Annotated in this window: 18 protein-coding genes; 5 read left to right on the top strand and 13 right to left on the bottom strand. The window is 63.9% G+C overall.

Features of this window, described 5'->3' with window-relative positions; translation table 11 throughout:
* Positions 1-15 precede the first annotated feature (15 nt).
* Positions 16-498, top strand: coding sequence for a peroxynitrite isomerase (locus ACHIRB_RS24040; RefSeq protein ID WP_395124986.1), 483 nt, complete (start codon positions 16-18; stop codon positions 496-498).
* Here the strand turns inward: ACHIRB_RS24040 and ACHIRB_RS24035 are convergent.
* Positions 495-1,787 (bottom strand): lipase family protein, encoded by a 1,293-nt coding sequence (locus ACHIRB_RS24035; RefSeq protein WP_395124985.1) that lies wholly within the window; start codon positions 1,785-1,787, stop codon positions 495-497. The genes ACHIRB_RS24040 and ACHIRB_RS24035 overlap by 4 nt on opposite strands.
* Positions 1,788-2,099: 312 nt before the next feature.
* On the opposite strand from ACHIRB_RS24035, the gene ACHIRB_RS24030 reads away from it, so the two are divergent.
* Positions 2,100-3,311 carry a PucR family transcriptional regulator gene (locus ACHIRB_RS24030; RefSeq protein ID WP_395124984.1) on the top strand — a complete coding sequence of 404 codons (1,212 nt, stop codon included), beginning with the start codon at positions 2,100-2,102 and terminating at the stop codon, positions 3,309-3,311.
* A gap of 24 nt (positions 3,312-3,335) precedes the next feature.
* Here ACHIRB_RS24030 and ACHIRB_RS24025 read toward each other — a convergent pair whose 3' ends face one another.
* The 5 genes from ACHIRB_RS24025 to dxr all read right to left on the bottom strand — a co-directional run bounded on the left by ACHIRB_RS24025 (position 3,336) and on the right by dxr (position 9,701).
* Positions 3,336-5,150, bottom strand: coding sequence for a penicillin-binding transpeptidase domain-containing protein (locus tag ACHIRB_RS24025; protein ID WP_395124983.1), 1,815 nt, complete (start codon positions 5,148-5,150; stop codon positions 3,336-3,338).
* A 52-nt stretch (positions 5,151-5,202) separates the two neighbouring features.
* Positions 5,203-6,039, bottom strand: a complete 837-nt coding sequence (locus tag ACHIRB_RS24020) for a GNAT family N-acetyltransferase (RefSeq protein ID WP_395124982.1) — start codon at positions 6,037-6,039, stop codon at positions 5,203-5,205.
* Between the two features lie 67 nt (positions 6,040-6,106).
* On the bottom strand, positions 6,107-7,273 hold the full coding sequence (gene ispG, locus ACHIRB_RS24015; protein ID WP_199707474.1) for a flavodoxin-dependent (E)-4-hydroxy-3-methylbut-2-enyl-diphosphate synthase: 1,167 nt from the start codon (positions 7,271-7,273) through the stop codon (positions 6,107-6,109).
* A gap of 52 nt (positions 7,274-7,325) precedes the next feature.
* Positions 7,326-8,549, bottom strand: coding sequence for a M50 family metallopeptidase (locus tag ACHIRB_RS24010; protein ID WP_395118643.1), 1,224 nt, complete (start codon positions 8,547-8,549; stop codon positions 7,326-7,328).
* Positions 8,550-8,555: 6 nt separating this feature from the next.
* Positions 8,556-9,701, bottom strand: a complete 1,146-nt coding sequence (dxr, locus tag ACHIRB_RS24005; protein WP_395118641.1) for a 1-deoxy-D-xylulose-5-phosphate reductoisomerase — start codon at positions 9,699-9,701, stop codon at positions 8,556-8,558.
* 116 nt (positions 9,702-9,817) lie between these two features.
* Here dxr and ACHIRB_RS24000 point away from each other — a divergent pair, with 116 nt between their 5' ends.
* Positions 9,818-10,087 (top strand): DUF2631 domain-containing protein, encoded by a 270-nt coding sequence (locus ACHIRB_RS24000; RefSeq protein ID WP_395124981.1) that lies wholly within the window; start codon positions 9,818-9,820, stop codon positions 10,085-10,087.
* On the opposite strand, the gene rlmN is transcribed toward ACHIRB_RS24000, so the two are convergent.
* On the bottom strand, positions 10,084-11,193 hold the full coding sequence (gene rlmN, locus ACHIRB_RS23995) for a dual-specificity RNA methyltransferase RlmN (protein ID WP_395124980.1): 1,110 nt from the start codon (positions 11,191-11,193) through the stop codon (positions 10,084-10,086). The genes ACHIRB_RS24000 and rlmN overlap by 4 nt on opposite strands.
* Positions 11,194-11,298: 105 nt before the next feature.
* On the opposite strand from rlmN, the gene ACHIRB_RS23990 reads away from it, so the two are divergent.
* Positions 11,299-11,637, top strand: a complete 339-nt coding sequence (locus tag ACHIRB_RS23990) for a LapA family protein (RefSeq protein WP_395118635.1) — start codon at positions 11,299-11,301, stop codon at positions 11,635-11,637.
* A 149-nt stretch (positions 11,638-11,786) separates the two neighbouring features.
* Entirely contained in the window at positions 11,787-12,665 is an 879-nt protein-coding gene (locus ACHIRB_RS23985) for an HpcH/HpaI aldolase/citrate lyase family protein (protein ID WP_395124979.1), read from the top strand.
* 26 nt (positions 12,666-12,691) lie between these two features.
* On the opposite strand, the gene ACHIRB_RS23980 is transcribed toward ACHIRB_RS23985, so the two are convergent.
* From ACHIRB_RS23980 to rpsB, 6 genes are all read right to left on the bottom strand, one after another.
* The gene (locus ACHIRB_RS23980; RefSeq protein ID WP_395124978.1) at positions 12,692-13,408 is read right to left on the bottom strand and encodes a class I SAM-dependent methyltransferase; all 717 of its coding nucleotides are present in this window, start codon (positions 13,406-13,408) and stop codon (positions 12,692-12,694) included.
* 22 nt (positions 13,409-13,430) lie between these two features.
* Positions 13,431-14,432, bottom strand: coding sequence for a phosphatidate cytidylyltransferase (locus ACHIRB_RS23975; protein WP_395124977.1), 1,002 nt, complete (start codon positions 14,430-14,432; stop codon positions 13,431-13,433).
* A 50-nt stretch (positions 14,433-14,482) separates the two neighbouring features.
* Positions 14,483-15,040, bottom strand: coding sequence for a ribosome recycling factor (gene frr / locus ACHIRB_RS23970; RefSeq protein ID WP_199707494.1), 558 nt, complete (start codon positions 15,038-15,040; stop codon positions 14,483-14,485).
* 58 nt (positions 15,041-15,098) lie between these two features.
* Positions 15,099-15,845, bottom strand: coding sequence for a UMP kinase (gene pyrH, locus ACHIRB_RS23965; protein WP_395124976.1), 747 nt, complete (start codon positions 15,843-15,845; stop codon positions 15,099-15,101).
* Between the two features lie 243 nt (positions 15,846-16,088).
* Positions 16,089-16,913, bottom strand: coding sequence for a translation elongation factor Ts (gene tsf / locus ACHIRB_RS23960; RefSeq protein ID WP_395124975.1), 825 nt, complete (start codon positions 16,911-16,913; stop codon positions 16,089-16,091).
* 183 nt (positions 16,914-17,096) lie between these two features.
* Entirely contained in the window at positions 17,097-17,984 is an 888-nt protein-coding gene (gene rpsB, locus ACHIRB_RS23955) for a 30S ribosomal protein S2 (RefSeq protein WP_395118623.1), read from the bottom strand.
* Between the last annotated feature and the right edge of the window lie 292 nt (positions 17,985-18,276).

Genomic DNA, 18,276 nt, shown 5'->3' with positions numbered 1-18,276 from the left:
CCGTACCCTGATCCGATGCCCGAACTACACCCGTCCCTTGCGCCCGTCGCAGTCCTGCTCGGCACCTGGGTCGGCGAGGGCGCAGGTGAGTATCCGACGATCGACTCGTTCGGCTATCGCGAAGAGATCACCTTCGCTCACGTCGGCAAGCCGTTTCTGATCTACAACCAGAAAACCCGGGCACTCGACGACGGGCGACCGCTACACGCTGAGACGGGCTACGTCCGGGTCCCCGAGCCCGGTCGAATCGAACTTGTCCTCGCCCATCCAACCGGCGTCACAGAGATTGCGGAAGGCACGATCGCGGTGGCCGACGACGTTGTCGACATCGAACTGTCGGCAACCACGATCGGTCTCACGTCGTCAGCCAAATCGGTTACTGCCCTTGGTCGTTCGTTTCACATCGCGGGAGACGAGTTGACCTATACGTTGCGGCTCGGCGCCGTCGGACTGCCGCTGCAGCATCACCTCGCCGCGACACTGCGACGGTCGGTCTAACTGCCAGGCAGGTTCCAGCTCGCCGGTAGTTGGAAGTCGGCCTTGATCCGCGGGCCGGGCGGGAGTCCACGCAGCACCGCACTGATCCATGCCACCGCCGGTGGCCAGCCCGCAAACGCATTCACGACATGTTCGGGTAGCGGGATGGTGACGAAGCGTAGGTCGGCGCCGCGGTTCCAGTAGTCGTTGACCGTCGGCAACACCACGGCCGGCGGAATCAACTCGTCCCACATGCCGTGGAACCAGAACAGCGGGGTGTCGGGAATGTGCTTGCCGAGACTCTGCGCTTCGAGAACGTCGACGACGCCAGGTGCGGTTTCGAGGGTCTTACCCGGCTGGAAGTAGTCGGATATCGGTCGGTACATGCCGGAAAGGGCAATCGTGTAGACGCAGCGACTTTCCATGTCCCGCAGGATCGTCCGACCTTCGGGAGTCAGCAGTTCCTCGGCATCGAACACGTCGGGGAACTCGCGTGACAACGACGCAAAACCCAGCCACATCGTGAAGTTGCTGATGCCGGTCAAACCTGGCTGCTGCAGCACCGCATACCGCGCTTGCGCTCGCAGATCGGCGGGAGTTCCGCCGAATGCGGTGCCGAGCAAGTTGACGTCCGGCGCATAGGTTGCTCGCTGCTCTGCCGCGCGAATCGAGCCCGAACCACCGCCCGAGTAGCCGTAGAGCGCGATTCCGGAGTTCGTAAGACCAAGCGTCGTATCGTTTTTCATGGCGCGAAGGCTGTCGAGCACCATCTTGCCTTCGTCTTGGGTGTTGAACGTGTTGAACTGACCGTCGAAGTCGGGGATGTTGATCGCGAAACCCTGCGCGAGCCACCCGACGACCAGCGCGGCTTCCTTCATCGTGCCGGTCTGCAACGTGTACGACGGGTTGCACGCCGAATTCGTCGCATCGATCGCTTCCTGGAACGACACCACCGGGCGCGGACTCCCCTGCCACGGAATGCCGGGAGTGATCACCGACGTCGCCGTGGCAATGGGGTTGTCGCGCACGTCGTTGGTGCGGTAGAGCAACTGCTTCGTGTCGACCGGGAAAGGTATGCCGAGAACGCGGGTCTGCACATTGCGCGTGCGAATGATCTGCCCCGGAACGTAGGACCCGATATCCGAAGGCGTGTCGTACCAGGGGTCTTCGGACGGCGTCGGGATGGGCAGCAGATCGTAGAGATCGGGCTCTGTAGGCAGCTGCGGCAGTTGATTCTGATCCGGCGGGAAAGGTGGGTACGGCTCGGCGGCTGCGACCCCGACTCCCGACACCACGACAGCTACTGCCATGGGCAGCAGTGCCCACTTCGAAGCCCACTTCGAAGCCCACTTGGGAGCCAACGTCACCCGATTCCGAACCCCCAACGTGTGCCCTCTTCTCGCGGCGTTCCATTCGGTCCAGACCGACCGACGGCAAGTACATCAGGTCGACGCAAGGGCGGCCATCTGCATTTTTACAGAGTTTCCAGGCGAGACTTGTGCACATTGCCATCCGCCCGACTCGGGGGTGGTCAGTTCTCCACCGGCCTGCTAGGTTCGCGGTACCGGCGGTACCGTTCGCGCCCGTCGGAGACGAATTCGACAACGGTGTTGGAAGGTCTCGTGACGGAAACAAGACGGAGCGCAGGGGTCACGGCCGAGCTACTCGATCGACACTCGGCGGTGGTCGGCTTGGCCGCGCGAGCACGCGCGCTTGTCGACGACTTCACGACCGAAGCCGCGCCGTACGACAGCGTGCCACGCGCCCTGCTGGACGCCGATTTCGTCCCCGCGGCTCACCTGAACGTGACGCTGTTCTTCCGGAGTTGGCTCGACGGGTGCGAGCCGTCCGACATCGACACCCGCCCACTGGTCGACCGTGCGGTGTCCCTCATGCGCGACGGCATGCCCCTGCACGACGTACTCGAAAACTATCGGGTCGGCGTCTACTTCCTCTGGTCCCAGTTGGCAAGCAGCGCTTCGCAGTCGGAACAACCGCTGCTTGCCGAAGTGGGTCTGCCGCTGACCAGGTACCTCTCCCTCGTGATGGCCCGCATCGCCAGTGCGTGTGTTGAGGAAGCTCGAACGCGGCCGTGGGACGAGTTGGAGCGTCGTCGCGGCATCCTCGACGCGCTGCTCGCAGGCCGTGATCCCGGTGCGTGGACAAGTGGGGAGGCCACGACAGTCGCGGAGGCGTTTCTCGTCGCCGTCGTACGGCTCGGGGAACCGAGCCCGGGCACAGTCACCGAATTGCGGCACCGGATTCACGACCTACCCGGTTCGCTACTGCGACGCGATGTGGGCGGCTGGACAGCGCTGATCCCCGTCGAGCCGGACGCCGACAGTGCCGCTGCGACAGCTGATCTCGCTGCTCGACTAGGACACCGAACAGCGGACGGCACACCTGCGTCCATGTGGGTCGGGGTCTCGCACGCATCGACACACAGCGCAGTGCCCGCATCCTTCGCCGAGGCGAAAGTCGTCGCAGAACTCGGCCGGTGCCTGGCGCTGGACGACATGGTGTGCCGCAGGCAAGACCTGCGCTTCGAGTACGCGGTTGCGGTCGACAGTTCGGCCCGTCACGAACTCGCCTCGGTGCTGCAACCACTCGCCGACCAACCCGTTCTCGCCCAGACCCTCGACGTGTTCTTCACCAACGACTGCAACCAGAACGCAGCGGCACGGGTGCTGTGCGTCCACCGGAACACCGTCACCTATCGCTTGCTCAGGATCGGCGAACTCACCGGTTACGACCCCCAGCATCCAGGCGAGGCGATGACGCTGTCCGCCGCCCGAATTGCGGCATTGCTGGAATCCAAATCGTTCGCTGCCTGACCGTGCGACCGCTGCCGCCGCGGTTCAGTACTCCTCGGGCAGCACCGAGAACATGTCGCGGGTGACTGCAACCGCATTGTCGGAGCTACCGCCCTTCACAACCAGCGTCGCGAACGCGATGTCACCTCGGTAACCGACGAACCAGGCATGGGATCCGCCTTCGACCTCGGCTTCCCCGGTCTTGCCGTACACCTCACCCTGATCGGCGATCCGGGTCGCAGTGCCGCTCGTGACGACCAGGCGCATCATTCCGCGTAGCCCGTCCACCATCGCAGGGGTGATCACCGGGCGGTCCCCCTCGACCTTCGTGTCGAAGCCCGAGATGAGCTGCGGCACCGGCGTCGAACCACGGGCGACCGTTGCGGCAGCAAGTGCCATGCCGAACGGGCTCACGACAACCTTGCCCTGCCCGAACCCGTCTTCGGTTCGCTGCACGAGGTCGTCCGCGGGTGGAACCGACCCGGAATCGGTCGGCAAACCCTCGACGTCGTAGGTCGGGCCGATGCCGAGTTCCGCTGCAGCCACGTTCAGAGCGTCTGGCTGCATCTCGCTGGCCAATTTCGCGAAGGAGGTGTTGCACGAGCGCGCGAACGCCGTCGCCATCGGTACGGAGCCCAAGGCGAATTCGTTGTAGTTGGGGATGCTGCGTTCGCCGATCACAATGCGACCGGGACACGGCACCGAGGTGTCCGGCGTGGCGAGACCACCGTCGATCGCGGCGCCTGCAGTGATGATCTTGAACGTCGATCCCGGCGGATACAGGCCGGTCGTCGCAACAGGGCCATCTCGGTCCGCAGCCTTGTTCTGCGCGACCGCGAGCAGGGCACCCGTCGACGGCTGCACCACGACCATCATCGTCTGCTCGACGCGCCGATCGACAGCCTCCTGGGCTGCCCGCTGGATCGGGCGATCGAGGCTGATCGAAAACGACCCGACCGGCTGCGGCGCCGTTTCGGTCAGCACGTCGGTGTCCACGCCGTTCGCGTTGATCGTGACGACACTCCACCCGGCCTTGCCGTCGACGTCGTCGATGATCGTCTTCTTGACCTGGCTGATGAGGTCGGGCGCAAAATCGCGTTCGGTCGCAACCAGATCCGCTTCGTCGCTCGTCGTCACGCCTGGCATGGTGGAAAGGACCATCGAGACTTGATCGAAGTCGTCCTGCTTGAGCGTCGCGACCTGATAGTCGCCCTTCACCGCCGTTGCGGATTCGACGATCGACTGAGCGGTGATGGTCGAATCGAAGCGGCCGAGTGCCGCCGCGAGCGAATTGGCGACCGCAACGACGTTCCCCGACTTCGCCGCATTCAACCTGATGCGATGAACGACGCCGGGCACAAGCACGTCGGATCCGGAATGCTCGTTGACCCGCGCCCGCGGTGCCGCCGTCGAGCGCAAAGCCATCCGCTGGGTGTCCCCTAGCTCGGGATGGACGTCGGTCGAACTCCACCGCACCGCCCACTCGCCGTCGCGCCTGCCCATCTGCAACTGCCCCGAGTAGGTCCAGACCCGATTCTTCGGCAGGTGCCACTCGTAGGTGTAGTCGACGGTCGCCGTGTCGCCGTTGATCCGAGCCGACCCGGTCGTCGCGGTCATGGACTCGGCCTGCAGGTCGTTCCACGTTGCCGTGAGCACCTCGAATGCCTTCTGTGGCTGGTCGGTGGCGCCGGCAGCTGCCGCTACGTCGCGCTCGGCGAATGCGTCGACGAAGCTGTCCGCAGCGGGTGAGGGACCGGCCGGCTTCGGGGTGCACGAGGCGACCCCGACAGCCAGTGCGGACACCGCGACAGTCACGACAACGCGCGCGACGAGCGACGTACGAAACCGGCGGATAGTCATCGGACACATCGTAATTCGCTCGTAGGCCACAGCCGGGGAGGCTGGCCGTCGATCAGTCGAGCAGTACGGTCGAAAAGGTGCCGACCTGTGTGAAGCCGATACGTTCGTAGGCACGGCGGGCGGGCCGGTTGTAGTCGTTGACGTAGAGGCTCGCCGTTCTGCCCGACGCAACGATCATGTTGGCGACAGCTGCGGTACCGGCCGCGCCGAGTCCACGGCCGCGGCGCGCGGGATGCACCCACACTCCCTGGATCTGTCCGACCGAGCGGGACAGCGCCCCGACCTCTGCCTTGAACACGACTTCGCCGTCCTCGAACCGTGCCCATGCGCGGCCCGTCGCGATCAGATTTGCGACGCGACGCCGGTAACTCGTGCCGCCGTCGGTGGATCGTGGATCGACGCCGACCTCTTCGATGAACATGTCGATCGCGGCCGTCAGGTAGCGGTCGAGTTCACCGAGGGTCGCTGCTCGTACGTGCGGATCGGCGTCGATCACCGCGGGTTGCGCGATGGCGAGCAGAGGTTGGTCGGGACGCAGTTCCCTGGCTGGGCCCCACTCTCCGACGAGCATGTCCCACAGCGGAAGCGCGAGTTCGCGGCGTCCGACGATCGAGGAACACATCCGCGGGCTACGGCTGGCACGGTCGGCAAATGCCCGAAGGTCTTCCGAATTGCCCAGCAGTGGAACAAGATTGGCACCGGTGTAGCACAGCGATTCGGCGGGTCCGCCGCGACTCCACAGCTCACCCGGAAATGCTCCAGGGTTGAGCCCGAACTCCTGGATGCGAGCGGCAACCATGCAGGACGCGACGGGATCACCATCGAGCACCCGCAGGACATGAGCGACATCGCGACTGCCCAGTTGCCGCGCACCGAGCACTTTCAACACGGCGGGCATCCCCGGCACGGATCGGACACATGTCCAGCGTGCCACGAACCAGCCGTATTGGGAACGATCAGGTGACGCTGACTACCGGCGCGCCGGATTCGGTGAGCTCGCCGTTCTCGCCGTACTCCTCGGCAATCCGCATCGCCTCTTCGATCAGCGTCTCGACGATCAACGCCTCCGGCACGGTCTTGATGACCTGCCCCTTCACGAAGATCTGGCCTTTGCCGTTGCCTGAAGCGACGCCGAGGTCGGCCTCACGAGCTTCGCCGGGACCGTTCACGACGCACCCCATCACCGCGACCCGCAACGGGATCTCCATGCCCTCCAAGCCTGCGGACACTTCGTTGGCGAGGGTGTAGACGTCGACCTGCGCACGACCGCACGACGGGCAGGACACGATCTCCAGTTTGCGCGGACGCAGATTCAGCGACTGCAGGATCTGCGCGCCGACCTTCACCTCTTCGACAGGCGGTGCAGAAAGCGAGACACGAATGGTGTCGCCGATTCCTTCCGACAGCAGCGCACCGAACGCGACGGCCGACTTGATGGTCCCCTGAAACGCCGGACCCGCCTCCGTGACCCCGAGATGCAACGGGTAGTCGCACTGAGCGGCCAACTGCCGGTAGGCCTCGACCATGATCACAGGGTCGTTGTGCTTGACCGAGATCTTGATGTCGCCGAACCCGTACTGCTCGAACAGACTTGCTTCCCACAGCGCCGACTCGACGAGCGCCTCCGGCGTCGCCTTGCCGTACTTCAGCATCAAACGTGGATCCAACGACCCGGCGTTGACGCCGATCCGAATCGGAGTGCCCGCGGCCAGCGCAGCCTTCGCCACTTCTTCCACGCGGCCGTCGAATTCTTTGATGTTTCCCGGGTTGACGCGCACTGCGGCGCAACCGGCATCGATGGCCGCGAAGATGTAGCGCGGCTGGAAGTGGATGTCCGCGATGACCGGGATCTGGCTCTTCTTCGCGATCGTCGCCAGCGCATCGGCATCTTCCTGCCGCGGACACGCGACCCGGACGATGTCGCAGCCGGACGCGGTCAGTTCGGCGATCTGCTGCAGGGTCGCATTGATGTCGTGGGTCTTGGTCGTCGTCATCGATTGAACCGAGATCGGGCTCTCGCTACCGACACTTACCGAGCCGACCTGCAACTGCCGGGTCTTGCGGCGCGGAGCAAGGACCGCTGCGGGTCCGGTCGGCATGCCCAATCCAACAGGGCTGGTCACTATGTGCCTACTTTCGAAGCTGATGGGCCGAGCTACTCCCCGATTCTATCCGTCAGGGAAAGAGCTGAATCGGGTTCACGATGTCTGCCGTCAAGGTGAGCAGCATGTATGCACCGCCTATGACGATCACCACATAGGTCGCAGGAAGCAATTTGAGGTAGTCGACAGGCGGCCCCGCGGGCAGACCCCGTCGCGACCGCAGGCTGTTGCGAATCTTCTCGTAGATCGTCACAGCCATGTGTCCACCGTCGAGCGGCAACAGCGGCAGCAGGTTGAAGGCGCCGAGGAAGAAGTTGAGGCTCGCGAGCAGGATGATGAAGGTGTCCCAGTAGCCACGTTCGGCGGCTTGACCGCCGATCGCGCTCGCCCCGACGACGCTGATCGGCGTCTCGGGATCGCGCTCACCACCGGTGACGGCGTGCCACAGATCGACGACCTTGCTCGGCATCTGCGCAAGGCCGTGCAACGTCTTGACGAACATGTCGCCGGTGAAGGCGACCGAGGCGGGAATTGCGGAGAGCGGGTTGTACTGCGTCGGCGCCGGACCCGCTGTATTCAGGCCGACTCCGATCGCGCCGACCGTCTCGGACCGCTTCTCCTTGGTCTCGTTGTCGATCACCCAGCGCTGTACGCGCTCGACCTGCACGGGGATGGTCAGCGTCTCGTCGCCACGTTCGACGGTGAACTGCACGATGCCGGTCGCCGATTGCGTTTCCTTCACGACGTCCGTCGACGTATGAGTCGTGACGTCGTTGACCTTGACGATGACGTCAGAAGGAAGCAGCCCGGCACGTTGGCCGGGACCCGTGCCGGAACATTCGGCGAGCGTGCCGTCCTCGGCCTGGGTCGGGGCGACACAGCTGGCGCTGGTAACGGAGACGGTCGGATCACCGTTGAGGTTGGGCAATCCCCAGCCGACCGCAAGAACCATGATGAGGATGAAGCCGAGGACGAAGTTCATAGCGATACCGGACGACATGACGACAAGGCGTTTCCACGTCTTCTGCCGGTACATCGCACGATCGAGCTCTTCGGGTTCGATCTCGTCGAGCGCGGTCATACCTGCGATATCGCAGAAGCCACCGAACGGCAGCGCCTTGAGCCCGTACTCGGTCTCGCCACGCTGCACCGAGAACACTTTCGGACCGAAGCCGACGAAGTATCGCCGCACCTTCATGCCGAGGCGTTGAGCCGCCCACATGTGGCCGCACTCGTGCAGCGCCACCGAGGCTGCGATACCGAGGGCGAAGAGCACAACCCCCAAAACGAACACCATCCGGCTCTAGCCCTCCTGTTTCACGCGCTCACGCGCACGTTCACGCGCCCAACTGTCCGCGGCGAGCACATCGTCCAAGGTAGCGGGTTCGGCCGACCACTCGTCCGCGTCACCGAGCACACGCTGCACGGTTCGTACGATCGCCGGGAACCGAATGACGCCATCGAGGAAGGCCTGCGCAGCGACCTCGTTCGCGGCGTTGTAGACCGCAGTGAGGCAACCACCGCGCTCCCCTGCTGCTCGCGCCAGTTCGACCGCTGGAAACACAGTACTGTCCAGCGGCTCGAACTCCCAGGTCGCTGCCTTCGTGAAATCGCACGCCGACGCAACGCCCGCGACGCGGTTCGGCCAGCCGAGGGCCAAACCGATCGGCAACTTCATATCGGGTGGACTCGCCTGCGCAAGTGTCGAGCCGTCGGTGAACGTCACCATCGAGTGCACGATCGACTGCGGATGAACTGTCACGTCGATGCGGTCGTAGGGGATTTCGAACAGCAGGTGCGTCTCGATCAGTTCAAGGCCCTTGTTGACGAGGGTCGCCGAGTTCAGCGTGTTCATCGGACCCATCGACCAGGTCGGATGAGCCTTCGCCTCTTCGGGATTCACGTCTTCCAGCATGTCGGCGGTCCACCCGCGGAACGGTCCGCCCGACGCGGTCAGCACAAGGCGCGCAACCTCGTCGGCCGTGCCGCCACGCAGGCATTGCGCCAACGCGGAATGCTCCGAGTCGACGGGAACGATCTGGCCCGGCGCCGCCGCACGGGTGACGAGCGAGCCACCCGCGACGAGCGACTCCTTGTTGGCAAGGGCAAGCGTGGCACCGGATTCGAGGGCGGCGAGGGTCGGTTCGAGACCGAGCGAACCGACAAGTGCATTGAGGACGACGTCTGCTTCGGTACTGCGCACCAACTCGGTGACGGCACCGAGTCCGGAGTACGTCGCATCGATCCGGGCGCCTGCCTCGGCATCGGCCACCGCGACGTTCGTTACGCCGGTCTGCTTCATCTGCTCGGCGAGCAGATCGAGCTTGCCACCGCCCGCAGCGAGACCGACCACCTCGAACTTGTCGGGGTTGGCGGCGATGACATCGAGGGCCTGCGTTCCGATCGAACCGGTGCTGCCGAGGAGAAGTACGCGAACAGTGTCGGACACAGGACCATTGTTCACTATCCGGAACGGTGAGCCCTACTAGCTACGACGAACGGTCGTATGTCACGATATGGCGAGCGAGAATTCGTCAGTTGGTACGCAAAGACTAAGGAGCGACCGTGGCCGGTACGGAGTTGGATCCAGCCGAGAACGATCCAGTAGTCGCAAATCACGTCGATACCGCCGAAGTTCCGTCCGCCGCATGGGGTTGGAGCGGCGAAGCGCCGCGTGCATCCCAGATCGCCGGATTCGTCGTCGCACTGATGCTGCTCGCCATGACCATCGGCAACCACACCGGCAGGATCGAGGACCTCTTCCTCGTCGGATTCGCCGTTGCGATCTTCGGAATTCTCATCCGCCACGCGATCATCAGCCGCCAAGACCGCTAGTTCTCTGCGGCCAACTGTCCGCAGGCTGCTGCAATTTCCTGGCCGCGGGTGTCACGAACCGTGCAGGACACACCCTGGGCAAGTACCCGGCGGACGAACTCGCGTTCCACCGGCTTCGGGCTGGCGTCCCATTTGCTTCCCGGAGTCGGATTCAATGGAATCAGATTCACGTGCACACGTGAGCCGAGTGCCTTGCGCAGCTTGGTCGCGAGCATGTCGGCACGCCACGGCTGGTCGTTGATCTCCTTGATGAGGGCGTACTCGATCGACACGCGTCGCCCGGTCTGGTCCGCGTAGTACTTCGCAGCGTCAAGCACCTCCTTCACCGACCACCGATTGTTCACCGGTACGAGGGTGTCGCGGAGTTCGTCGTCCGGCGTGTGCAGGGAGACCGCCAACGTCACCGACAGACCCTCGTCGGCAAGTTTGCGGATCGCAGGCGCCAGGCCGACGGTCGACACCGTCACCGACCGCTGTGAGATACCCAGACCGTCCGGAGCGGGCGAGGTGATACGACGGACCGCCGCAAGCACCCGCTTGTAATTGGCGAGCGGCTCGCCCATACCCATGAAGACGACGTTCGACAGTCGACCAGGACCACCCGCGATGTCGCCGTCGCGCAACGCGGCTGCGGCCGCACGTACCTGATCGACGATCTCTGCCGTCGACAGGTTGCGGGTCAGCCCAGCCTGGCCGGTCGCGCAGAACGGACAGGCCATACCGCAACCGGCCTGGCTGGAGATGCACAGCGTCGCCCGGTCGGGATAGCGCATCAGCACGCTCTCCAGGAGCGTGCCGTCACCCGCCTTCCACAACGTCTTTCGCGTCTCGCCCCCATCGCACGCAACGTGCTTGACCGGGGTGAGCAACGGCGGAAACAGCGCGGCACCAACCTTTTCGCGCACGGCAGCAGGCAAATCCGTCATCTTCTCCGGATCGGCTTCGAGCCGCCCGTAGTACTGCCGCGCAAGCTGATCCGCCCGGAAACCAGGCAGCCCCAACTCTTGGACAGCTGCGCGCATCTCGGTGGAATCGAGGTCGGCCAGGTGTCGCGGCGGCATGCCGCGGCGGGGTGCATCGAAGACGAGAGGGAGCGAAACAGCCATAGTGACAACCATTGTCCCACCGCAGGCACGTGTAATCCGAATCGAGACAATCCGACCCACCTCGAAGCGCGTGCATTCGACCTGGCGCTCGGTCATGATCGAACAATGTCGACGCCATACGAGCCACTCCCCCCGCACGAGCAGGACCCGCTGCTCACGACTCCACCCGCGTCGGACCTGCCAACGAAATCCTCGCGAAAGATCCAGCAGACCAGAGTCGGCTACACGTGGGTCGGCCTGGTGGTCAGCGCACTCGTCGGCATCGTGCTGCTCATCTTCATTCTGCAGAACCTCGATCCTGCGCAGATCGACATCCTGTTCTGGCAGATGAACCTTCCCATCGGAATCGCAGTCCTCCTCGCATCGATCCTCGGCGCCCTCATCATGGCGATGGTCGGCGGAGCGCGGATCTTCCAGATCAGGAAACAAGCCAAACGGATGTAGTCGGATTGCACCAAGCGCACTCGAGACGTCACAAGCGGCGCAATGATTTGCAGAGGCCTGATTGAATAGGCCCGATTCGAACAGGCCGGATTCGAACAAGCAGGGACACGCGCCGGATCTACCTGGCCTGAGAAGACGAGGAGCTTGATGTGACCACTACCCAGCCGAGTCAAGAAGCCCACAGCACCAGGGCTGCCGCGACGGCGGGCGTCGCGGTCGTCCCACCGAAGCTTGCTCGTTCGTGGCTCCTCGTTCCGGCTACCGCACCGGACGCGTTCACACCCGATCCCGCGGCCGAGATCGATGCGGTGATCATCGATCTGGAGGACGCCGTCGCGGCAAGCGGAAAGAAGGCGGCACGCGAACGGGTCGTCGAGTGGTTCGCGAACGGCGGCAACGCTTGGGTCCGCATCAACGACGCGACAACCGAGTACTGGGCCGACGACCTTGCTGCACTGTCGTCGGTTCCCGGTGTCTCCGGAATCATGCTCGCCAAGACCGAGAGCGGCTTCCAGGTCGACGCAACCGAAGACCGCCTGCCCGACGGCACCCCGATCGTCGCCCTCATCGAATCTGCCATGGGACTGGAAGCCGCTCCGGAGATCGCCCGATCCGACAGCACGTTCCGGCTCGCCTTCGGCAGCGGCGACTTCCGCCGCGACACCGGTATGAGCGACGACCCGATGGCCATGGCCTTCCCGAGGGCGCGGCTCGTGATCACCAGTCGCGCAGCCAAATTGCCTGGTCCGATCGACGGGCCGACCGTCTCCGCCAACGAGAGCATCCTGGAGCGCGATTCGGCGATCTCGTTCTCGATGGGTATGGCAGGGCGCCTCTGCCTGCATGCGTCGCAGGCGATACCCGTCAACCGCGCCCTGAGTCCGAGCCCGGCCGACATCGTGTGGGCCCGCGAGGTCCTCGCCGAGCTGGGTGAAAACGGGGAGAACGTCAAGGACGGCAGCGACCGGCCGCGACTCGCGAAAGCACTGAAGGTGACCGCCTTCGCCGCGACGCTCGGCTTGTCCTAGCGGGGTTCGTCCTAGCGGGGTTGGTCCTAGCCGAGCAGCAGCCCGCTCGGTTTGCTCCTCGTGTGGATGCGATAGCGCACGTCGAGTGCAAGTCCGGGTGTGCTCGCGTAGGCGAATGCTGCTGTTGCTGCGGTGAACTCGATGCCGAGCACCGACCGCAGCGACTCACGATCCGGAAACGACCACCTGGTGTCGACCCGTGCTGTATCGAAACCTGCTCGGGTGAAGAAGGTCTCGATGGCGTCGGGGTCGTAGTCGGGCAGGTCCCTGCGCATCCACCTGCCGTACGGATGGGCGGTTGCGTCGAGGTCGACGATCATCAGCACCCCGCCCGGACGCAGCACTCGAAACGCTTCGGCTATCCCGGGTGCGGATTTGGGGCCGAAGAAGTAGGCGGTGCGGGCGTGGGCGATGTCGACACAGCTGTCGGAGAGCGGCAACGACTCCGCACTCCCCCGGCGGACCTGCACATCGGCAAGGTGCCCGACGCGTTGCGCTGCCGCTGCCACCAACTGCCGGTGTGGTTCGACTCCGATCACCGACGCGGCATCGGCCGCGAACAGCGGCAGGTGAAAACCCGAACCGCAACCGATGTCGAGCACATCGCGACCCGTCCAGTCCGCCCGGCGTCGTAGCGCGGAGAAGACCGCACCGTCGACGTCCTGGCACTTGTTCTCCAGCTCGTAGACCTGCGGCCAATGCCAGATGTTCGGACTGGGTATGACGGAACGCGTCGGCTTCACGGAGCCCTCATTCACCCAGCCCTCAGACGAAGGCGGTAAGCACTGCCCACGATACGAACGCCGACGGAAGCATCGAATCGAGTCGGTCCATGATGCCGCCGTGGCCGGGCAACATCGTTCCCATGTCCTTGATGCCGAGTTCGCGCTTGACCTGGGACTCGATCAGGTCGCCGAGGGTGGCGACCACAACGAGCGAGACACCGAGCAGCACGCCTATCAACGAGTTCGCGTCCAGGATCAAGGTGACGGTAAGCAGGCCACCGATGACGGAGAACACGAGTGATCCGACGAAGCCCTCCCACGACTTCTTGGGACTGATGGCGGGAACCATCGGATGTTTGCCGAACAACACACCTGCCGCGTAGCCACCCACGTCGGAGCAGACGACGCCGATCATGAAACACAACACCTTGCCTGCGCCGTCTTCCTGCAACAGGAGCAGGATCGCGAATGCGGCGAGCAACGGCAGCCACGCCGCGACGAACACAGTGATGGACGTATCGCGGAGGAAATTCTGGGGCGCGACCCGAAGACCGTGATCGAAAAGGCGCCAGACCATGCAGACGAGCACCGTGCCCGCGAACGCGGCCAGAACGCCGACCGGACCGTGCGGCCACGCGAACCACATGATGGCTTGCCCACCGAGAATCAGCGGAATTCGCGGGACGAGCACATCGGCTTCGCGCAGGCGACGCGCGACCTCCCACGTCGCTATGGCCAACGCAACGGCGATAACGCCGACGAGCACCTTCGGCACGAACACGAGGATCAGAACGAGGGAAATACCGAGGCTGCCACCGACAGCCACAGCCGCAGGCAAATTGCGGCCGGCCTTGGACTTCGCTGCATCCTGCGCCGCGGCGGACTTGCCTGGGTCCGCGGCAGGCTCCGGGCCCGCGATGGGGGCGGATTGTGTTGCGGTGTTCACGGGGGTGTCGTGCGTCGCCGCATCGACCGAACTCGGCTCGGCGAATGTCACTTCGCCGGGAGCGCCGCTGCTCGCCTTGCCGTCGTCAGTCGTCACCGTCATATACCCCGTCGCTTTACCCGTCGTTTCGATCGCAACCCTGCGCCTTACACTTCGAGCAGCTCGGTTTCCTTGTGCTTGACCAGGTCGTCGACCATTGCGACGTACCGCGCGGTTGTCTTGTCGAGTTCTTTCTCCGCACGACTCACGTCGTCTTCGCCGGCTTCGCCGTCTTTCTGGATGCGCGAGAGCTCGTCCATTGCTTTCCGGCGGACGTTGCGTAGCGAAATCTTACTGTCTTCGCCTTTCGACTTTGCCTGTTTGACGAGGTCGCGTCGACGCTCTTCCGTCAGCTGCGGCACCGAGATGCGGATGATGTCGCCGTTGTTGGTCGGATTCACACCGAGATCGGAGTTTCGGATCGCGGTTTCGATCGGCCCGAGCTGCGACTGCTCGTACGGCTTGATGACGACCATTCTCGGCTCGGGCACGTTGATGCTGGAGAGCTGCGTGATTGGCGTCATGCTGCCGTAGTAGTCGATGACGATGCGCGTGAACATTCCGGCGTTCGCTCGACCTGTTCTGATGGAGCCGAGCTCGTCCTTCACCACGGAGACGGCCTTCTCCATCTTTTCCTCGGCGTCGAAGAGCGCTTCGTCTATCACGGCAGTTCCTCCAATATCGTGCGCCGAGGGTCCTGTTCGGAACCGCTACGGTCGCGGATCAAGATCTGACCAGTGTTCCGATCTTCTCACCGGACACCGCTCGTGCGATATTCCCGTCGGTGAGCAGATTGAACACAAGCATCGGCATCTGGTTGTCCATACACAGGCTGAACGCAGTCGCGTCGGCGACCTTCAAGCCCTTTTCGATGACCTCACGGTGGGTGATCTCGGTATAAAGCGTCGCGTTGGGGTCGACTCGCGGGTCGGCCGAATACACGCCGTCGACACCTTTGGCCATCAAAACGACCTCGGCACCGATCTCGAGAGCACGCTGCGCCGCCGTTGTATCCGTCGAGAAGTACGGCATACCCATGCCGGCCCCGAAGATGACGACGCGGCCCTTCTCGAGGTGTCTGCGAGCGCGCAACGGCAGGTAAGGTTCGGCGACCTGACCCATCGTGATTGCGGTCTGAACTCGGGTCTGCACGCCCTGCTTCTCCAGGAAGTCCTGCAGTGCCAGGCAATTCATCACGGTTCCGAGCATGCCCATGTAATCGGAGCGCGCGCGGACCAAGCCGCGCTCTTCGAGTTCGGCGCCCCGAAAGAAGTTGCCGCCACCGATCACGACTGCGACCTGAACGCCGGAGCGAACGACCGCCGCGATCTGCTCGGCAACCTTTTGGACAACGTCGGGATCGAGCCCGACCTGGCCACCGCCGAACATCTCGCCGCCGAGCTTGAGGACAACGCGACGGAAGCCTGCTCTGTCGTCGTTCGGCGTTGTCCCGTCAGCCGTTAGGGTCATCGTCTCCTCGATCTCCGTGGGCGAAAGTCGCTGCATCGTCACAGTGCTGTGCCGAAAACTGCTGTGTCGATAAAAGTGCCGTTTCACAAAAGGGCCGACCCGAGGGCAAATCCCGTGGACGGCACCCAACATCTTGCCTCACGCGGCCGACAAACCGGCAGCAGGGCTGGAAAAGCACGAACCCCGCGCCACAGAAATCGTGGCGCGGGGTTCGTGAACTCGATCGTGGGTCGTCGAGCCGGCTCAGCTCTGGCCGACCTCGAAACGAGCGAAACGAGTGATCGTCACGCCTGCTTCTTCGAGCAGCGCCTTGACGCTCTTCTTCGAGTCCTGGACCGAGGACTGATCGAGCAACACGACGTCCTTGTAGTAGCCGTTGACGCGACCCTCGACGATCTTGGGAAGCGCCTGTTCGGGCTTGCCTTCTTCGCGGGCGGTCTGCTCGGCGATACGACGCTCGTTCTCGACGACGTCCGCGGGGACCTCGTCACGGGTGACGTATTTCGCCTTGAGCGCTGCGATCTGCATCGCGGCACCGCGAGCGGCCTCTGCCGCTGCTTCGCCTTCGCCGGTGTACTCGACGAGCACGCCGACTGCGGGCGGCAGATCGGCACTGCGCTTGTGCAGGTAGGTGGCAACGGGTCCGTCGAAGGAGACGACGCGACGAAGCTCGAGCTTCTCGCCGATCTTCGCCGACAGTTCCTGCACAGCGGTGTCGACGGTCTTGCCACCGAGATCGAGTGCCTTGAGGGCGTCGAGGTCGGCAGGCTTGCCTTCGGCTGCCGTCGCGACTACCGAATCGGCGAATTCCTGGAACTCGGCGTTCTTCGCGACGAAGTCGGTCTCACTGTTGATCTCGAGGAGCACGCCACCCTTTGCGGTGACGAGGCCTTCGGCGGTCGTACGCTCGGCACGCTTGCCGACGTCCTTCGCACCCTTGATGCGCAGTTCCTCGACGGCCTTGTCGAAATCGCCGTCGTTGTCGGCGAGTGCGTTCTTGCAGGCCAGCATTCCTGCGCCGGTGAGCTCGCGGAGCCGCTTGACGTCAGCGGCGGTGTAATTCGCCATCTGTGGCGAGCCTCCTTGTACTTGTTCTTCAGTACTAGCTTCTAGGTAACTTGCTTCTAGGTACTTGATTTTGCGAGAAGTCCTGGACCCACCTTTGCCGACCATTCCAGCGTGGAATGGTCGGCAAGGTGAATACTGCGCACTGGTCATCCGATCGTGATCGGCCGATCAGGGCGGTGTCGATCAGGCTTCTGCGGCTGCTTCTGCAGGCGCTTCGGCCGCGGGTGCTTCGACTGCCGGTGCATCGGCAGCGGCCGTAACCGCTTCCGCTGCAGGCGCTTCGGCTACCGCGGGGGTTGCGCCGGCCAACTGCTCCAGCTCCCACTCGGCGAGGGGCTCGCCCGCTCCGACCTCAGGCTTGGCGTCGTCCGCGGTGTTGAGTCCGGCACGAGCCTGCACGCCCTCGGCGACCGCAGACGCGACGACCTTGGTGAGCAGTGCGGCCGAGCGGATCGCGTCGTCGTTACCCGGGATCGGGTAGTCGACGAGGTCGGGATCGCAGTTGGTGTCGAGGATCGCGATGACCGGGATGTTCAACTTGCGAGCTTCGCCGACGGCGATGTGCTCCTTGTTGGTGTCGACGACCCAGATCGCCGACGGCACCTTGGCCATGTCACGGATACCGCCGAGGGTGCGGTCCAACTTCGTCATCTCACGCGTGAGCATGAGGATTTCCTTCTTGGTGCGTCCCTCGAAGCCACCGGTCTGCTCCATCGCCTCGAGTTCCTTGAGGCGCTGCAGGCGCTTGTGCACGGTGGAGAAGTTGGTGAGCATGCCGCCGAGCCAGCGCTGGTTCACGTAAGGCATCCCGACACGGGTCGCCTCGGCCGCGATGGACTCCTGGGCCTGCTTCTTGGTACCGACGAAGAGGACGGTGCCGCCGTGGGCAACGGTCTCCTTGACGAATTCGTACGCCTTGTCGATGTACGTCAGCGTCTGCTGCAAGTCGATGATGTAGATGCCGTTGCGATCGGTGAAGATGAATCGCTTCATCTTCGGATTCCAACGACGGGTCTGATGCCCGAAGTGAGCGCCGCTGTCAAGCAGCTGCTTCATGGTTACGACAGCCATGGCTGTGTATCTCTTTCCTGTTGCCGGTTGTCGCAGGATGTCGGTGGACTCCTGCCCTGGCACCCGCTACCCGACGGACATGCAAGAAATCGAGCGAAAGCTCGGAATCGAACAGGACCAGCCGTCGGCGCAATATTGCGGGCGCGCGAAGTCGATCTGCACGTGCACAGACCGCGGTAACAGCATACGGTCTTCTTTGCGCCCGGCCTAACCGGCATATCGGCAGCTTCGCTGCTCGTGAGACATCCCTAGGCTTTAAGAGTCAAGCGGCGAGTGTTTTCGGCGTTGTTCG

Source organism: Antrihabitans spumae (assembly GCF_043944905.1).
GTDB lineage: Bacteria > Actinomycetota > Actinomycetes > Mycobacteriales > Mycobacteriaceae > Antrihabitans > Antrihabitans spumae.
The sequence above is the reverse complement of the archived record's forward strand: the minus strand, read 5'-3'. Positions and strand labels throughout refer to the sequence as shown.